Origin of the sequence: Aquibacillus saliphilus (assembly GCF_020404745.1) — a bacterium.
GTDB classification, from domain to species: domain Bacteria; phylum Bacillota; class Bacilli; order Bacillales; family Amphibacillaceae; genus Aquibacillus; species Aquibacillus saliphilus.
Genome location: NZ_JAIZAP010000012.1, coordinates 38,838 through 54,650 on the forward strand (window position 1 = coordinate 38,838; position 15,813 = coordinate 54,650).

Consider the following 15,813-nt stretch of genomic DNA (forward strand, 5'->3'; position numbering starts at 1 on the left):
TTGATTTTATAGGTTTGCAAATTATAATCTGTTCTGTTAGGGATAATTGCTCAATTCTAATAAATTGATTAATTATCCCTTTTGAATACAATTGTAGCAAATGTTTTCTGTGAGAGGAGGAATAAGCCTTAGAACTTCCAGTGTGTCTATTTTTTTCAGACCATCTGAAAGCGATAAATCATCTGCTAAAAAGTAAGCTTTCCCCCAAGAAAGCTAGAGAGTTATCTAACCCGAGTGCGTTTTTTGAAAAAGCTTGAACCAATAGGCGAGGTGTTAGATATGAAAGATTCTAGCCTACGTTCTAATGTGCGCTTTTTCTAAGATGTACCTGTCAAAATAGCAATCAATTTCGTGATTTATAGCGGAATATCGGCTTTACTTCTTCTTGTTATTACTAACTTTTTAGCTTAATATAATAGTTAGTATATTGGACGAACAAAGATTTTTTAGATTTGTGTAAGCGTTGGCATAAAGGCGATTTATAATGAAAATACGAAGGGATGATTTATTATGAGTAAAATTAATAATCCAGTACTACCAGGATATCATCCTGATCCCTCCATTTTAAGGGTCGGAGATGATTATTACATTGCTGTTTCCACATTTGAATGGTTTCCAGGAGTGCAAATTCACCATTCAAAAGATATGGTTAATTGGAGACTTCTTACATATCCGTTAACGCGCACATCGCAATTAAATATGATAGGAAACATCAATTCAGGGGGAGTATGGGCTCCGGCTCTAAGTTACTCCGATGGATTATTTTATTTGATTTATACCGATGTAAAAAGTAGAGAAGGGGCATTTAAAGATACCCATAACTACTTGGTAACTGCTGAAAATATTGAAGGTCCGTGGTCTGAACCCGTCTATTTAAATAGTAGTGGTTTTGATCCATCGCTATTCCATGATGAGGACGGTACAAAGTGGTTGCTGAATATGATTTGGGATCACCGTAAAGGGACGAATTCTTTTGCAGGTATCGCGCTTCAAGAGTATTCAATAGAAGAAAAGAGATTAGTTGGTCCAATTAAAAACATTTTTAAAGGTTCTGAAATAGCTTTAACAGAAGCACCACATCTTTATAAAAGGAACGGTTATTATTATTTAGTGACGGCTGAGGGTGGGACATGGTACACCCATGCTGTAACCGTTGCTCGTTCAACATCACTTGATGGCCCTTATGAAATTGATCCAACTAATCCAATTCTAACATCAGATCAAAGTGATTTGAGTCAGTTGCAAAAGGCTGGTCATGGTAGCTTTGTAGAAACGCAAGATGGTGAATGGTATATAGCTCACCTTTGTGGACGTCCTGTTGTTGATAAAAAATGCATTTTGGGTCGAGAAACTGCCATCCAAAAATGTTATTGGACAGAAGATGATTGGATCAGAGTAGAAGGTGGAAATCATCCGAGAATGGAAGTAGAAGCACCTAACCTTCCGCAACACCCATTCGAACAGGAAAGTAATTATGATGATTTTAACGATGAAACATTGAAAAAGTATTGGAATTCACTAAGAAGGCAATTTTCAGAAGATTGGTTATCATTATCTGATCGACCTGGTTATTTGAGACTGAAGGGCGGAGAATCGATGAATTCATATCATCATCAAAGTCTTTTAGCTAGAAGGTTAGAAAACTTTCAGGTTGAGTTAGAAACATCTGTTGAATTTGAACCAGAAAACTTTCAACAAATGGCAGGATTAATTGCCTACTATGATACAGATGACTATGTCTACCTTAGAGTCACAGATCATGAAGAGCGTGGTAAGTGTCTTGGTATTATTGAAACAAAGCATGGTAAGTACGATGAATTGTTAAAAGAGGACATTTCACTTTCAGCTGATTCTGTCAAATTAAAAGCAACAATAGATAATCAGTGGCTTCAATTTTTTTATTGTGAAAATGGAGACCAGTGGCAACAAATTGGCGGAAAGATAGATATAAGTCACCTCTCTGATGACGATGCCGATTATATTCGCTTTACTGGTACGTTTGTAGGTGTTTGTGCACAGGATCTAAGCGGGCAAGCATTGCATGCCGATTTTGATTATTTTAAGTATCTAGAACAAGAATAATTTCGTTATTAACTTAACTAGTACACAAATGAATAACCTAATGAGTTTGCTCGTGTGCTTTTTACATTTAGTTGTTTTGGAACCGTATATATATATACGGTTCCAATTTTAAAAGTGTAATCGATTATAAATTTTGATTGTGTTTTCTTATAAATGTGGCGCTGAATAAGCACTAATGTAAATAATTACTTTTTGGGTGCATCGGCATAGAAATCGCTAGCGATAAGATTTGAATAAATTTTATCTATATTTATCAGAAAATACTAAACATTATGTTTAGCTTGTGGATGAATGGTATATATCTGTTTTTTTCATTTAATTATTCATCTGCAAAAAGGAAATATACTTTAAATGTCGAAAGTACATATATGTGTAAAATTCACATTAAAAAGTGAGAAAATCCTATAATAATAATCAAATAAACTATCCAGATGAGGAGTTGTTTCTATGAAAAAGGCCTTAATTTTCCAAGGTGGATGGCAAGGGCATGAACCAAAAGATGTAGCTGAAATTCTATCAGGTATTCTTAAAGAAGAAAATTTTGAAGTGAAAATTACGGATACACTTACTACGTTGGAAGAGGACGATTTAACCTCTTATGATTTAATTGTACCTAATTGGACTCAAGGAACGATTACTAAAGAACAGTTACAACCATTGCTAAAAGCAGTTGAAGCTGGTACAGGCTTGGCAGGCTTGCATGGTGGAATGGGAGATTCATTCCGGTGGGAGGTAGATTATCAATTTATGGTAGGTGGACAATGGGTTGCTCATCCAGGAAACGATGGAATTACTTACCAGGTTAATATACTAGATCTGGATCATCCATTAACAAAAGGAGTGAAAGACTTTACTGTTGTTTCGGAACAATACTATATGCATGTTGATCCAGTTGTAAAGGTACATGCTACTACTAGATTCCCAGTCGCGGATGGTCCACATAAAGCAAATGGAGAAGTAGATATGCCTGTTATTTGGACCAAAAAATGGGGTGAAGGAAAGGTTTACTATAACTGTTTAGGCCATGTCGCAGAAATTGTTCGTATGCCAGAGGTAATCGAATTAATGCGTAAGGGAATGGTATGGGCAACTAGATAATTACAGGAATTGAGGTAAAAAATAGATGACAAAACTAAATGTTGGGATTATTGGCTGTGGTAACATAAGTGGAATTTATTTTAAAACGTCAAAACTGTTTGACGTCTATGATATTGTAGCCTGTGCTGATTTGGACTTAGAACGGGCAAAAAAGAGAGCTGAGGAATTCGATATACCTAATGCTTATACCACCGATGAACTGTTAGCTGATCAAAGCATTGATTTGGTGATTAATTTAACCATTCCAGCTGTCCATGCGAAGGTTGCGCTAGCTGCTCTAGAGTCTGGTAAACATGTGTACGGAGAAAAACCTCTTGCTGTGACTCGCGAAGAGGGACAACAAGTTTTACGAGTCGCAAAGGAAAAAGGGTTGATGGTAGGAAATGCACCGGACACGTTTTTAGGTGCTGGATTGCAAACAAGTCGAAAATTAATTGATGATGGTTGGATTGGTGAACCTATTTCTGTAACCGCATTCATGATGAATCATGGACATGAGGGATGGCACCCAGACCCGGATTTTTATTATCAGAAGGGTGGCGGCCCTATGTTTGATATGGGTCCTTATTACTTAACTGCTCTAGTTTCGTTGATGGGACCAGTCAAACGTGTGACAGGTACTACTAATATCACATTTCCTGAACGAACAATTACTAGTAAACAAAAGTATGGACAAAAAATTCAGGTTCAGACGCCAACCCAGATTAATGGTGTACTAGATTTTGAGAGTGGTGCGGTGGGTTCAATTATTACTAGTTTTGATACCTGGCATCATAAATTACCTAATATAGAAATACATGGTACAGAGGGAAGTCTAAGTGTTCCAGATCCTAATAATTTTGGTGGACCGGTATATGTTAGAAGACGTGATCATGATAGTTGGAGTGAAATGCCGCTAACGCATGGTTTTAGTGAAAATAGTCGGGGGTTAGGTGTTGCGGATATGGCGGCTGCCATCCTTAAAGGTGAAACGCCTAGAGCAAATGGGGATTTATCCTACCATGTCCTCGAGCTAATGCATGGATTTCATGATGCTTCTGACACTAATCGGCATTACGAACTTACTAGTAAATGTGAACAACCACCGATGCTACCGGTGGGGATTAACCAAGATAATTTTAGTGATTTGATTAAATTTTAAAAAATATGAGGAGTGTTTTGATGAAACTAGGTGTATTTGCTGTTTTGTTTGGTGACCGGACGTTAGAGGAAGCTCTAGATGTTATTGCGGAAACAGGCTTGGATTCAGTGGAAATAGGTACTGGTGGTTATCCTGGAGAAGCCCACTGTAACCCAGTTGAACTGTTAGCAGATGAATCGAAATTGCAAGCATTTAAAAAGGCAATTGATGATCGCGGGTTAACAATAAGTGCGTTAAGCTGCCATGGAAACCCGTTACATCCTAACTTAGAAATATCAGAAAAACATCATCAACAGTTTGAAAATACTGTTCGCTTAGCATCTAAACTAGGTGTGGAAACTGTTATTACTTTTTCAGGTTGTCCTGGTGAATCAGAACATTCCAGATTTCCAGTATGGGTAACGTGCCCGTGGCCAGAAGATCATGCTGAAGTTTTACAGTGGCAGTGGAAAGAACGTGTTCTTCCATATTGGACAGAGCAAAGTAAATTTTTAAGAGAACATGGAGTTAGGGTAGCAATTGAACCACATCCAGGATTTGTTGTTTACAACAATGAAACAGCTTTAAGGTTAAGAACGGAATGTGGTGACAATATCGGCGTTAACTTTGACCCAAGTCATTTGTTTTGGCAGCAAATGGATCCTGTTGCAAGTATTAAAGAAATTGCAAAGCATGATGCATTATACCATTTCCATGCCAAGGACACTGCGTTTGATGATCAAAATACGGCAGTCAATGGTGTTTTAGATACAAAACCGTATAGCGATGAACTAAATCGTTCGTGGATTTTCCGTACGATTGGCTATGGTCACGGGGAAGAGACGTGGCGCAAAATTATTAGCGCCCTTCAATTAGTAGGCTATAAGGGGGCGGTTAGTATTGAACATGAAGACAGTTTAATGTCTGTCGATGAAGGTTTTCAAAAAGGTGCCGCATTACTTAAGAATGTACTTATTAAGGAAAAGGTTGGTGAAATGTGGTGGGCGTAACCCAAAAAGAAATCCGGATAGGGATGATAGGATATCAGTTTATGGGAAAGGCTCATAGCCATGCATATCGTGATTTGCCTTTTTTCTTTGATCCTAAGATTAAACCGATATTAAAAGTAGTTTCTGGTCGAAATGAAGAGGCAGTTAAAGAAGCCGCTGAAAAAATGGGGTGGGAATCCTATGAAACTGACTGGAGAAAGGTAATTGAACGTGATGATATTGATGTGATTGATATCGTTACACCAAATCATACCCATGCGGAAATTGCAATCGCTGCAGCAGAAGCGGGTAAACATATTATTACCGAAAAACCATTAGCCTTAACAATTGAGGAAGCAGAACAAATGTATGAGGCTGTCAAAAAACATAAGGTAAAACATATGATTTGCCATAACTATCGATATGTTCCCGCAGTGCAATTTACTAAAAAATTAATTGAAGAAGGTCGGTTAGGTAGAATCTATCATTTTAGAGCAAATTATTTGCAAGACTTCATTATGGATCCAGAGTTTCCGCTTGTCTGGCGTCTAAAGAAAGAAGTGTCTGGTTCTGGAGCGCTTGGAGATATTGGTGCCCACAGTATTGATTTAGCGCGCTTCTTGGTAGGTGAATTTAAGGAGCTTGTTGGAACAACAGAAACATTTATTAAGCAACGACCAATTGGTGAAATGGCTGGTGGTCTAAAGGGGAAAACTGGAGGAAAAGAGCTAGGAGAAGTCACGGTTGATGATGCCGTAGCCTTTATTGCTCGATTTGAATCGGGTGCACTAGGAACCTTCGAAGCATCTAGGTTTGCCGGTGGAAATCGTAACAAGAATCGGTTCGAAATTAATGGCGAAAAAGGCTCTGTTCGATGGGACATGGAGAATATGAATAATTTAGAGGTGTATTTTGATGATGACGAGCCTGGTTTACAAGGTTTCCGGCTAATTAATTGTACGGAAGAGTATCATCCGTATGCTGGAAATTATTGGCCTGCAGGTCACATCATTGGTTACGAGCATACCTTTATTCATTTAATTCATGAATTCTTGAACGGTATTGCAGAAGACTATCAACCAACTCCAAACTTTGAAGATGGTGTTAAGAATCAGAAAGTATTGCAAGCGATTGAGAAGTCTTCAGAGACAAGACAGTGGGTTGAACTATAATAGTTTTAAAAAATACATGTGTGGAGCAGGGGAAGATTTCATAGTATCTTCCGCTGTTTTTTTCTTGTGAATTCAGGAATAAATATAAAATGTTAATTTATGATTTAAACCTTAAAATTAATCAAAACATCGGTAGTCTGTCAAATTCATTACTTATTGTCGAACCATATTGTTTATTTACGAAAAATAACGCATTTATTCTAAAGTTGTACGTACATTTACGATTGTAATACTTCCTCATATCTTTTATAATAAATATATTGCTAGTGTTACTTTAATTAGAGAAACCAATTTACTTGGTTTACTGTTATTGATTTACATAAATTACTTTATTTCATTATATTGGGGGAAACTTACATGAGTCTTGATGTGAAAAATGCGATTCAAAATGGCAAAACAGTACTTGGTATTGAACTTGGTTCAACCCGAATTAAAGCAGTTCTCATTGGAGAAGATAATGCACCAATTGCATCTGGTAGTCATGACTGGGAAAACAGCTATGTGAACAATATCTGGACCTACAACGTAGAGGATATTTGGAAGGGTTTACAAGATAGTTATCAAAAAATGGCCAACGATGTTAAACGGCAATATGGAGTCACGATAAAATCAGTAGGTGCAATTGGTTTTAGTGCAATGATGCATGGCTATATGGCTTTTGACAAAGATGGAGAGCTTCTAGTACCTTTCCGTACTTGGCGAAACAATATTACCGAACAGGCTTCGAAAGAATTGACTGAACTATATAACCACAATATTCCTCAAAGATGGAGTATTGCTCATTTGTATCAGGCAATTTTGAACCAGGAAGAACATATTGCTGATATTAGCTTTCAGACAACGTTAGCTGGTTATATCCATTGGAAACTGACAGGGCAGAAGGTTCTAGGAGTTGGTGAAGCTTCTGGAGTATTTCCAATTGACCTAGATACCAAGAATTACAATCAAACAATGATCAATCAGTTCAATGAATTAATCGCACCTAAAAATCTACCGTGGAAACTTGAAGATATTATGCCAGAGGTTTTAGTGGCAGGTGAAAACGCTGGTGTCCTTACACAAGAAGGTGCAAAACTTCTGGATGTAACAGGAGAACTTGAGTCTGGTATTAAACTTTGTCCGCCTGAGGGTGATGCAGGTACTGGTATGGTTGCAACGAATAGTATAGCGAAACGTACTGGTAATGTTTCTGCTGGTACTTCCGCATTTGCGATGGTTGTACTGGAAAGTAATTTGTCTAAGGTACACCCAGAAATTGATCTTGTTACCACGCCAACAGGTAATCTGGTAGCGATGGCTCACTCTAATAACTGTTCTTCAGATCTTAACGCATGGGTCGGATTATTTGAGGAATTTTCAAAAACAATGGGTATTGATGTGGATACAAATAAGTTATATGAAACTTTATTTAAACAAGCCCTAAAAGGAGACCCGGATGGCGGTGGTCTATTATCGTATGGATATCTTTCAGGTGAACACATGACCCATTTTGAAGAAGGCCGTCCATTGTTTGTTCGTTCTTCAGACAGCAATTTCAATCTCGCGAATTTCATGCGTGTCCATTTATTTTCGGCATTTGGCGCAATGAAACTAGGTATGGATATTCTGATCAAAGAAGAAAAAGTGAAATTGGATGAAATTTTAGGTCACGGTGGCCTATTTAAGACAGAAGGTGTAGGGCAAGGTTTCTTGGCCGCTGCCTTTAATGTGCCTGTTTCTGTTATGGAAACTGCAGGAGAAGGCGGAGCATGGGGTATCGCCCTACTTGCATCTTATATGACTAACAAAGCGAATGATGAAACGTTGGAAGAGTATTTAAACAAAACAGTATTCGCTGATAAAGAGGGTAAAACTGTGTCCCCAGATCCTAAGGATGTAGAGGGTTTTGAAAAATTTATGGAACGTTATACCCAGGGGCTTGCAATTGAAAGAGCCGCAGTAGAAAATAGTAAATAAATAGCTAGCAATTCATAACGCGATACGGGATTTGTATGTCTCTTGTCGCGTTTTTTTGTTCCAATTCAACCAAATTTCCAAGTGATTTAATAGTTAATAAGGGGATATCTAATGAAGTTAGATGGATTATACTTTTTGTGCATCCCCTTATTTAACTGCAAAACAACTACAGTTTAATGTCCACTTCTAAAAAATTCTCAATTGTAAAAGCCGCAACTCCTAAAGCAGTGGAGTGTGTGGTAAGTTGTGAATAATCAATTTTTAAATCATTTTGATGTTGCTTTAGAGTATGTTTATCTATTCTATTTTTCAAGGAAGATTTAATCCATTTTTCTGATGACGACATTCTGTTACCAATAATAATCTGATTAGGATTAAACGTATTAACAATATTTGTAATACCTACTCCTAAATAATCCCCATTTTCCTCGAATAATCTAAGAACTTTCTCGTCATTTTGTTCTGCAAGAAGGTTTAATGTTTGTAATGTTAATTCCTCGCCCGTAGGAGGCTGAATCTTTAATTTTTCTGCCCTTCTTAACAGTGCTTGCTCAGATGCATACAATTCCCAGCAACCGTTATTGCCACATCGACATTCTAAACCGTTTATCTCTATTGTCATATGTCCTGATTCACCAGAAAAACCATTGTTTCCTTTATAAAGTTTCCCGTTTAAAATCAGACCTACACCAATACCTACGCCAACACTAACGTAAATAATATCCTCAAACTTTTGACCAATTCCAAACTTTTTCTCGCCATATGCACCTGCATTCGCTTCGTTTTCAATGATTACAGGTATTTCGTATTGTTTTTCGATAACTTGTTTAAGATGAATTCGTTTCCAATTTAAGTTAGGTGCGAATAAGATTTCTCCTTCCTTACTGACAATACCAGGAACACCAATACCAATACCAACTACCCCGTAAGGACTTGGTGGTGCAGAAGAAGTTAAAACATCAATGATTTTAAATAACTGATCAACAATCTCTTGATAGGAGAACTCTTCATAATTCACTTTTTTTTCATTTATAATGTTGCCATTAAGATCTGTTAAGATACCAAGTAAGTAATTCACACCTAAATCAATACCAATCGAGAAGCCTGCCAATTGATTGAAAAGGAGCATAACGGGTCTTCTGCCACCACTAGATTCACCAGGTCCAGATTCATCAATTAATTGTTCTGTAATTAACTCACTAACTAGAGATGATACAGTACCTTTGTTTAAACCTGTTTTCTGGGCAACATCTGCCCGTGAAATAGGTGCTTTTTCTTTAACTTTTTCTAGCACTAACGTTTTATTTTCTTTTTTAACAACATGTTGATTCCATGTTTGATTCATTTACAATCAACTCGCTCTCAGGATAAATTCAATAATATTCTGTAAAATTCATTTTATCATAAACTTTGTTTATCCACTAGACAAACTTGAAAGTCGTTGTTATAATAAATGCATAGCTTGATAATTTAGTTAGTTTTACAAATTAATAATAAAATGGAGGAATTTTTTATGGTTTACTTTGAAAACGTTAACAAGATAAAGTATGAAGGTCCAAATTCTAATAATCCTTTTGCATTTAAATTTTACAATCCAGAGGAAGTAATTAACGGAAAAACAATGGAAGAATATCTACGTTATGGTGTTGCATATTGGCATACATTTACGCAAGATTTAACAGATCCATTTGGAGCTGGAACTGCAATCCGTCCTTGGCACCAATACACTGGAATGGATTTAGCAAAAGCGCGTGTTGAAGCATCTTTTGAGTTTTTCGAAAAACTAGGTGTACCATATTTCTGTTTCCATGATATTGATATTGCACCAGAAGGTAGCACATTAAAAGAATCAAATCAAAACCTTGATGTTATTGTTAGCATGATAAAAGATTACATGAAGGATAGTAAAGTGAAATTGCTTTGGAACACTGCTAATAATTTCACAAATCCAATGTTCGTTCACGGTGCTGCTTCTTCTAGTAATGCAGATGTGTATGCTTATGCTGCAGCAAAAGTGAAAAAGCAATTAGAAATTGGTAAAGAGCTTGGTGGAGAGAATTATGTGTTCTGGGGTGGTCGTGAAGGTTACGAGACTCTATTAAACACAGACATGAAACTAGAGCAAGATAATCTTGGACGTTTCTTCCACATGGCAGTAGACTATGCGAAAGAAATTGGCTTTGATGCTCAGTTCCTAATTGAACCAAAACCAAAAGAGCCTACAACACACCAGTATGACTTTGATGTTGCAACTGGACATGCATTCTTACAAAACTATGGTTTAGAAAAACATTTCAAATTTAACATTGAAGCGAACCATGCTACACTAGCTGGTCATACATTTGAACACGAGCTTCGCTATGCCAGGGTTAACGGACTTTTAGGGTCTGTAGATGCTAACCAAGGTGACCCACTACTTGGTTGGGATACAGACGAATTCCCGACAGACTTGTATTCAACTACATTAGCTATGTATGAAATCATTAAAAATGGTGGACTTGGGGCTGGTGGATTGAACTTCGATGCGAAAGTAAGAAGAGGTTCATTTGAGACAGATGATTTATTCCACGCACACATTGCTGGTATGGATTCATTTGCAGTAGGCTACAAAGTTGCTAACCAACTAATTGAAGATAAAGTATTTGAAAACCTTATGGAAGATCGTTATAAGAGCTATACAAGTGGCGTTGGTTTAGATATTGTTGAAGGAAAAACAGACTTCAAAAAACTAGAAGAACATGCACTTGGGTTAACTGAGATAACAAACAAATCTGGTCGCTTAGAAAGTATTAAAGCAACAATTAACCAGTATCTATTAAGAGCTTACGCTGGAAAGTAAGTAGAAATAACTGACCTTAGTGGTTGATAATCTCATTGTCAGCGTCCAAATCACCCACACTTATAAGAAACATAAGTGTGGGTAGTGGTCGTTGAGGAATCTAGTGTTAATTTATGAAAAGAGGTGCTCTGATGAAATATGTAATTGGTGTCGATCTTGGAACAAGTGCTGTCAAGCTTCTACTTGTGAATAAGAATGGAGAGGTAGCGCATGAAGTTTCTAAATCCTATCCTCTAATTCAAGAGAAAACAGGTTACAGCGAACAAGATCCCGAGGAATGGGTAAGTCAAACTACTGCCGGAATTGCTGAACTTATTGAAACATTTGATGGAGAAATAAATGATATCGAAGGATTGAGTTTTTCTGGACAAATGCATGGTTTAGTTTTACTAGATGAGAACAATGACGTTCTCCGCAACGCTATTTTATGGAATGATACGCGCACGACTAAACAGTGTCAGGATATTTATGATCAGGTTGGTAAGGAAAAATTTATTTCTATTACAAAAAACTTGGCGTTAGAAGGATTTACGTTACCCAAAATATTATGGGTGAAGGAAAATGAACCAGACACCTATCAAAAAGCTAAGACATTTGTACTTCCTAAGGACTACTTGCGCTACCGTATTACTGGGAAGCTGCAAATGGAGTACTCGGATGCTGCTGGAACTAGCTTGTTAGATGTAGGTTCAAAAAAGTGGAGCAAAGAAATATGTGACCTACTTGGTATTGATATTTCAATTTGTGCACCACTAGTTAACTCACATGACAATGTCGGTAAAATAACTGCTGATTTTTCTAACCAAACTGGTCTTGTGGCAACAACAGATGTATTTGCTGGTGGAGCCGATAATGCATGTGGGGCAATAGGCTCAGGCATTCTTTCACCTGGAAAGACATTCGCAAGTATTGGTACTTCAGGAGTTGTGCTTTCCTATGAGGAAAATGGTGATAAAGATTACGAGGGTAAAGTCCACTACTTTAACCATAGTGCACCAAATGCCTACTATACGATGGGTGTAACGTTGTCTGCAGGACATAGTTTGAACTGGTTTAAAAATACTTTTGCAGAAGATGAAGACTTCGATACACTACTGAATGAAGTGGGAACTGTACCTGTAGGATCTAATGGGCTATTGTTCACTCCATATCTTGTTGGCGAAAGAACGCCACATGCAGACTCGTCGATACGAGCAAGCTTCATCGGGATGGATAGCTCACATAAGAGAAAAGATTTTGCTCGTTCTGTATTAGAAGGAATCACGTTTTCTTTAAATGAGTCAATTGATATCTTTAGAAAAAGTGGTAAAACAATTGACACGATTTATTCAATCGGTGGCGGTGCAAAAAATGAAGAATGGTTGCAAATGCAGGCAGATATTTTCGATGCCAAAATTGTAAAACTAACTAGTGAACAAGGACCGGGAATGGGCGCAGCGATGTTAGCAGCATTTGGTTCTGGATGGTTTTCTTCACTTGAGGAATGCGCAGATGCATTTTTAACAGAAGCTGAAGTCTATCAACCAAATAAAGAAAATGTAGAAAAGTATGAAAAACTGTTTAAAGTTTATAAGCAAGTTTATGTTCAAACCGCGGATTTGAACAAACAGTTGATGGACTTTAGAAATTAAACGCTTCTACTAAGTGAAAGACGATCAACAAGAAAAAATGTAGATGTATAATTAGGAGGTAGATTGGATTAATTGGATTAATCTAATTTGCCTCCTCTTTCTACTAATATAGCAACGCATATTTTTCATTAAAATTTGTAAGGTTTTACATATTGCATAGAAAATAGGTGTTCTTAAATATAATTTTAGGAGCACTTATTTTTCTCATTCATTTACTTTTTACAAAATATAAGTGAGTCAATTTATAGAGAAAATATTTAGTATAGTTTATTTCTAATCTGGTGCACTAGATTATTAAGGTAACAATTTATTTTTCATGGTAAACTCTAAATAAGATTTTGTCGAATAGTGAATAAAAGTGATTAAAGAAGGATTGACTTATATTGTTATCTTTATTTAGAAAATGGAATACGTTACGTAATCAAATATTGATTGTATTTGTATTTGTTATGCTTATCGTATTAGTTATAGTAGGAATTTTGACTTATAACCGTGTATCAATGATATTGAAGGATAATGCAGAAGAACAAATGGAGCAGGTTGCAATTGAAACAAGTGGTCGTTTTGAATCACTCTATGAGCAAATAAATTTATCAACAAAGCAGATTGCAACAAATGGGAGTGTACAAGAGCTTTTATTAGGTGAATTCTCGGGAATTCAGGCAACATTCAATCAAAGGCAATCATTAATGGATATTGTTAATACACTTCATGCCAATGCGGATGGAGTTTATGCTGTAGAATTATATACGAAAAATTACCGTAAAATTGTCCCGCTTGGTGATGAATATTTAACAACTCAGGTCAATCCGGAATATGTGAGCGAGGCTCATCGCAAGAAAGGAAGATTAGTCTGGATTGGAGAAGATGCAGTAGATTCTGACTATTATTTAGCCCTTAGGCGTGTAAGTCTAATGAATCATGATTTTACAAATGGTGGTTATTTATTAGTCCGTATTAATAAAAACTATTTTCAACTTAACGATGCCACAAAGTCTGAAGCTAACGAATATACTGTTTTAGTTGATAAAAATTCAAATCCGATTGTTTCAAACTATACTGGTGATATAGACGATGTCTTATCTAATGAACGAGATACAATCCAGATTAATGGTGAAGATTATATGTTAACTAGACAGACTTCTAGTATCACTGACTGGACATTAGTTATTCTATCTCCGGTTAGCGCGCTAACCCAAGGGATTTCAGTAGTAAGAACGGTCATTATTGTTTCAGGGATTGTTGGTATTGTTATTTTCGTTATTTTCTCTTTCTTTTTATCAACAATAATTACACGTCCTATTATTAAATTAACCTCAGCCATGAGACAGGCAAGTGAAGGAATTCTGACAGTGAATCCTGAGAGTTCATCAACAAATGAAATTAATGAATTAAATAATACGTACAATCAGTTAGTTGAAGAAACAAATCATTTAATCCAAATGGTGTATGAAAAAGAGTTAACGCGGAGTAGAACAGAATTGAAAGCTTTACAGGCCCAGATAAATCCACACTTTTTGTTTAATACTTTAGATGCATTTTATTGGTCGTTAGAGGAGAAGGAGGAAGAGGAACTCGCTGAACTTGTACTTGCGATGTCGGAACTGTTTAGGTACACAATAACACATATCAATAAAGGAGAATGGGTTAGTATTAAAGAAGAAATGGAACATATTGAAAGATATATGCAAATAATGAAATTGCGTTTCGGAAACCGACTTGGATGGAAACAAGTTCTTCCTAGCGAATGGGAGTCGGTTCAAATTCCAAAACTATTGATTCAACCACTTGTAGAAAATGCAGTTCTGCATGGTGCGGGTAACACGGTTAATCCGTGCATGGTGTCAATCATTGTCGAGGAATCTGAAAATAAAGGTTATTTAAAGATTAAAGTGACAGATGACGGACCGGGAATGGACCCTGAAAAAATTGAATGGCTCTATAGATCAATTAGTGAAGGTGGGGTTTCTTCTGTTAAAGGGAATGGTATCGCAATCACAAACGTTCAAAAAAGACTTCAGTTGTACTATCAAGATGAACAGTTAGACGGGTTAGTCATTAAGAGCACGATGAATATAGGGACAAGTGTCTCTTTTGAAATACCGATTAATGGGGGTAAAATGGATGAATCAGAAAACAATCTTAGTCGTGGATGATGAACCAAGGATAAGGCAGGGGTTTAAAAAAACATTGGAACAATGGTCCGATGGTAAACATGTAATTTTGAGTGCTGCGGGTGGAGCGGAAGCGATTGAAATAGTCCGCTCCAATAAAATTAACCTGATGCTTACCGATATTCGCATGCCTGAAGTTACTGGATTAAAATTACTAGAAACATTAAAAGAACATAATAGAAATCCTGTCGTAATCATTGTATCAGCCTACTCAGAATTCTCATATGCACAAGAAGCACTTAGACTAGGAGTCGTAAATTATTTACTTAAACCCGTTAGTAAACAAAAATTAGTTGAGGCAGTAGAACAAGCCTTACAGGTTGAGCAAAGACAAACAAGGACTGGCATGATTGAAAAAGTAGCAGACGGTAAGCTCATTGATATAAATTATGAGGAAAGCTATTCAAATTATACGAATTCAATTAAAGATGCATTGCTTTATATTGATGGAAATTTCAGTGAAGAGCTTACATTAAAACAAGTTGCAGATCATGTTCATTTAAACGCCAGTTACTTTAGTGCCTTATTTAAGGAGCAAACAAATTTGACATTTAGCGAGTATCTAACAAGAACCCGACTTCAATATGCCAAGAATCTTCTAATAACATCAACCCTACCAGTTACCGAAATAGCTGAAAGAGTGGGCTATAATACATCGAAGTACTTCATAAAACTGTTCAAGCAATACGAAGGATTGACTCCAAGCAGTTATCGTAAAGGGAATGAAAGCGATTTCTAAAGATAGTAGTATT

11 protein-coding genes are annotated in these 15,813 nt (G+C 36.6%); 10 read left to right on the plus strand and 1 reads right to left on the minus strand.

Translation table 11 applies throughout. The annotated features are described in order from the left end of the window. The first annotated feature begins 510 nt into the window (after nt 1-510). The 6 genes from LD272_RS13195 (at nt 511) to LD272_RS13220 (ending at nt 8,417) form a co-directional block, all read left to right on the plus strand. Nucleotides 511-2,082 (plus strand): glycoside hydrolase family 43 protein, encoded by a 1,572-nt coding sequence (locus tag LD272_RS13195; protein WP_226037077.1) that lies wholly within the window; start codon nt 511-513, stop codon nt 2,080-2,082. A 447-nt stretch (nt 2,083-2,529) separates the two neighbouring features. Further along, entirely contained in the window at nt 2,530-3,180 is a 651-nt protein-coding gene (locus LD272_RS13200; protein WP_226037078.1) for a ThuA domain-containing protein, read from the plus strand. 25 nt (nt 3,181-3,205) lie between these two features. After that, the gene (locus LD272_RS13205; RefSeq protein WP_226037079.1) at nt 3,206-4,321 is read left to right on the plus strand and encodes a Gfo/Idh/MocA family protein; all 1,116 of its coding nucleotides are present in this window, start codon (nt 3,206-3,208) and stop codon (nt 4,319-4,321) included. A 20-nt stretch (nt 4,322-4,341) separates the two neighbouring features. After that, on the plus strand, nt 4,342-5,310 hold the full coding sequence (locus LD272_RS13210; protein ID WP_226037080.1) for a sugar phosphate isomerase/epimerase family protein: 969 nt from the start codon (nt 4,342-4,344) through the stop codon (nt 5,308-5,310). 23 nt (nt 5,311-5,333) lie between these two features. Further along, nucleotides 5,334-6,461 (plus strand): Gfo/Idh/MocA family protein, encoded by a 1,128-nt coding sequence (locus tag LD272_RS13215; RefSeq protein ID WP_226037160.1) that lies wholly within the window; start codon nt 5,334-5,336, stop codon nt 6,459-6,461. Between the two features lie 357 nt (nt 6,462-6,818). Continuing rightward, nucleotides 6,819-8,417, plus strand: a complete 1,599-nt coding sequence (locus LD272_RS13220) for a xylulokinase (RefSeq protein ID WP_226037081.1) — start codon at nt 6,819-6,821, stop codon at nt 8,415-8,417. 166 nt (nt 8,418-8,583) lie between these two features. Here LD272_RS13220 and LD272_RS13225 read toward each other — a convergent pair whose 3' ends face one another. Beyond that, complete coding sequence (locus LD272_RS13225) at nt 8,584-9,762, minus strand: ROK family transcriptional regulator (RefSeq protein ID WP_226037082.1); 1,179 nt, start codon at nt 9,760-9,762, stop codon at nt 8,584-8,586. Nucleotides 9,763-9,930: 168 nt separating this feature from the next. Here LD272_RS13225 and xylA point away from each other — a divergent pair, with 168 nt between their 5' ends. The 4 genes from xylA (at nt 9,931) to LD272_RS13245 (ending at nt 15,800) form a co-directional block, all read left to right on the plus strand. Further along, nucleotides 9,931-11,256 (plus strand): xylose isomerase, encoded by a 1,326-nt coding sequence (gene xylA, locus LD272_RS13230; RefSeq protein ID WP_226037083.1) that lies wholly within the window; start codon nt 9,931-9,933, stop codon nt 11,254-11,256. A 131-nt stretch (nt 11,257-11,387) separates the two neighbouring features. Next, nucleotides 11,388-12,887: a xylulokinase gene (xylB, locus tag LD272_RS13235; RefSeq protein ID WP_226037084.1), complete on the plus strand. Its 1,500-nt coding sequence runs from the start codon at nt 11,388-11,390 to the stop codon at nt 12,885-12,887. Nucleotides 12,888-13,270: 383 nt separating this feature from the next. Further along, nucleotides 13,271-15,043 carry a sensor histidine kinase gene (locus tag LD272_RS13240; RefSeq protein WP_226037085.1) on the plus strand — a complete coding sequence of 591 codons (1,773 nt, stop codon included), beginning with the start codon at nt 13,271-13,273 and terminating at the stop codon, nt 15,041-15,043. Next, nucleotides 15,012-15,800 carry a response regulator transcription factor gene (locus tag LD272_RS13245; protein WP_226037086.1) on the plus strand — a complete coding sequence of 263 codons (789 nt, stop codon included), beginning with the start codon at nt 15,012-15,014 and terminating at the stop codon, nt 15,798-15,800. The genes LD272_RS13240 and LD272_RS13245 overlap by 32 nt, the downstream gene beginning before the upstream one ends. Nucleotides 15,801-15,813 lie beyond the last annotated feature (13 nt).

Bases quoted from the DNA above. Each gene is read 5' to 3' on its own strand.
- LD272_RS13195 (WP_226037077.1), top strand. From the start codon at position 511: ATGAGTAAAATTAATAATCCAGTACTACCAGGATATCATCCTGATCCC.
- LD272_RS13200 (WP_226037078.1), top strand. From the start codon at position 2,530: ATGAAAAAGGCCTTAATTTTCCAAGGTGGATGGCAAGGGCATGAACCA.
- LD272_RS13205 (WP_226037079.1), top strand. From the start codon at position 3,206: ATGACAAAACTAAATGTTGGGATTATTGGCTGTGGTAACATAAGTGGA.
- LD272_RS13210 (WP_226037080.1), top strand. From the start codon at position 4,342: ATGAAACTAGGTGTATTTGCTGTTTTGTTTGGTGACCGGACGTTAGAG.
- LD272_RS13215 (WP_226037160.1), top strand. From the start codon at position 5,334: ATGATAGGATATCAGTTTATGGGAAAGGCTCATAGCCATGCATATCGT.
- LD272_RS13220 (WP_226037081.1), top strand. From the start codon at position 6,819: ATGAGTCTTGATGTGAAAAATGCGATTCAAAATGGCAAAACAGTACTT.
- LD272_RS13225 (WP_226037082.1), bottom strand. From the start codon at position 9,762: ATGAATCAAACATGGAATCAACATGTTGTTAAAAAAGAAAATAAAACG.
- xylA (WP_226037083.1), top strand. From the start codon at position 9,931: ATGGTTTACTTTGAAAACGTTAACAAGATAAAGTATGAAGGTCCAAAT.
- xylB (WP_226037084.1), top strand. From the start codon at position 11,388: ATGAAATATGTAATTGGTGTCGATCTTGGAACAAGTGCTGTCAAGCTT.
- LD272_RS13245 (WP_226037086.1), top strand. From the start codon at position 15,012: ATGAATCAGAAAACAATCTTAGTCGTGGATGATGAACCAAGGATAAGG.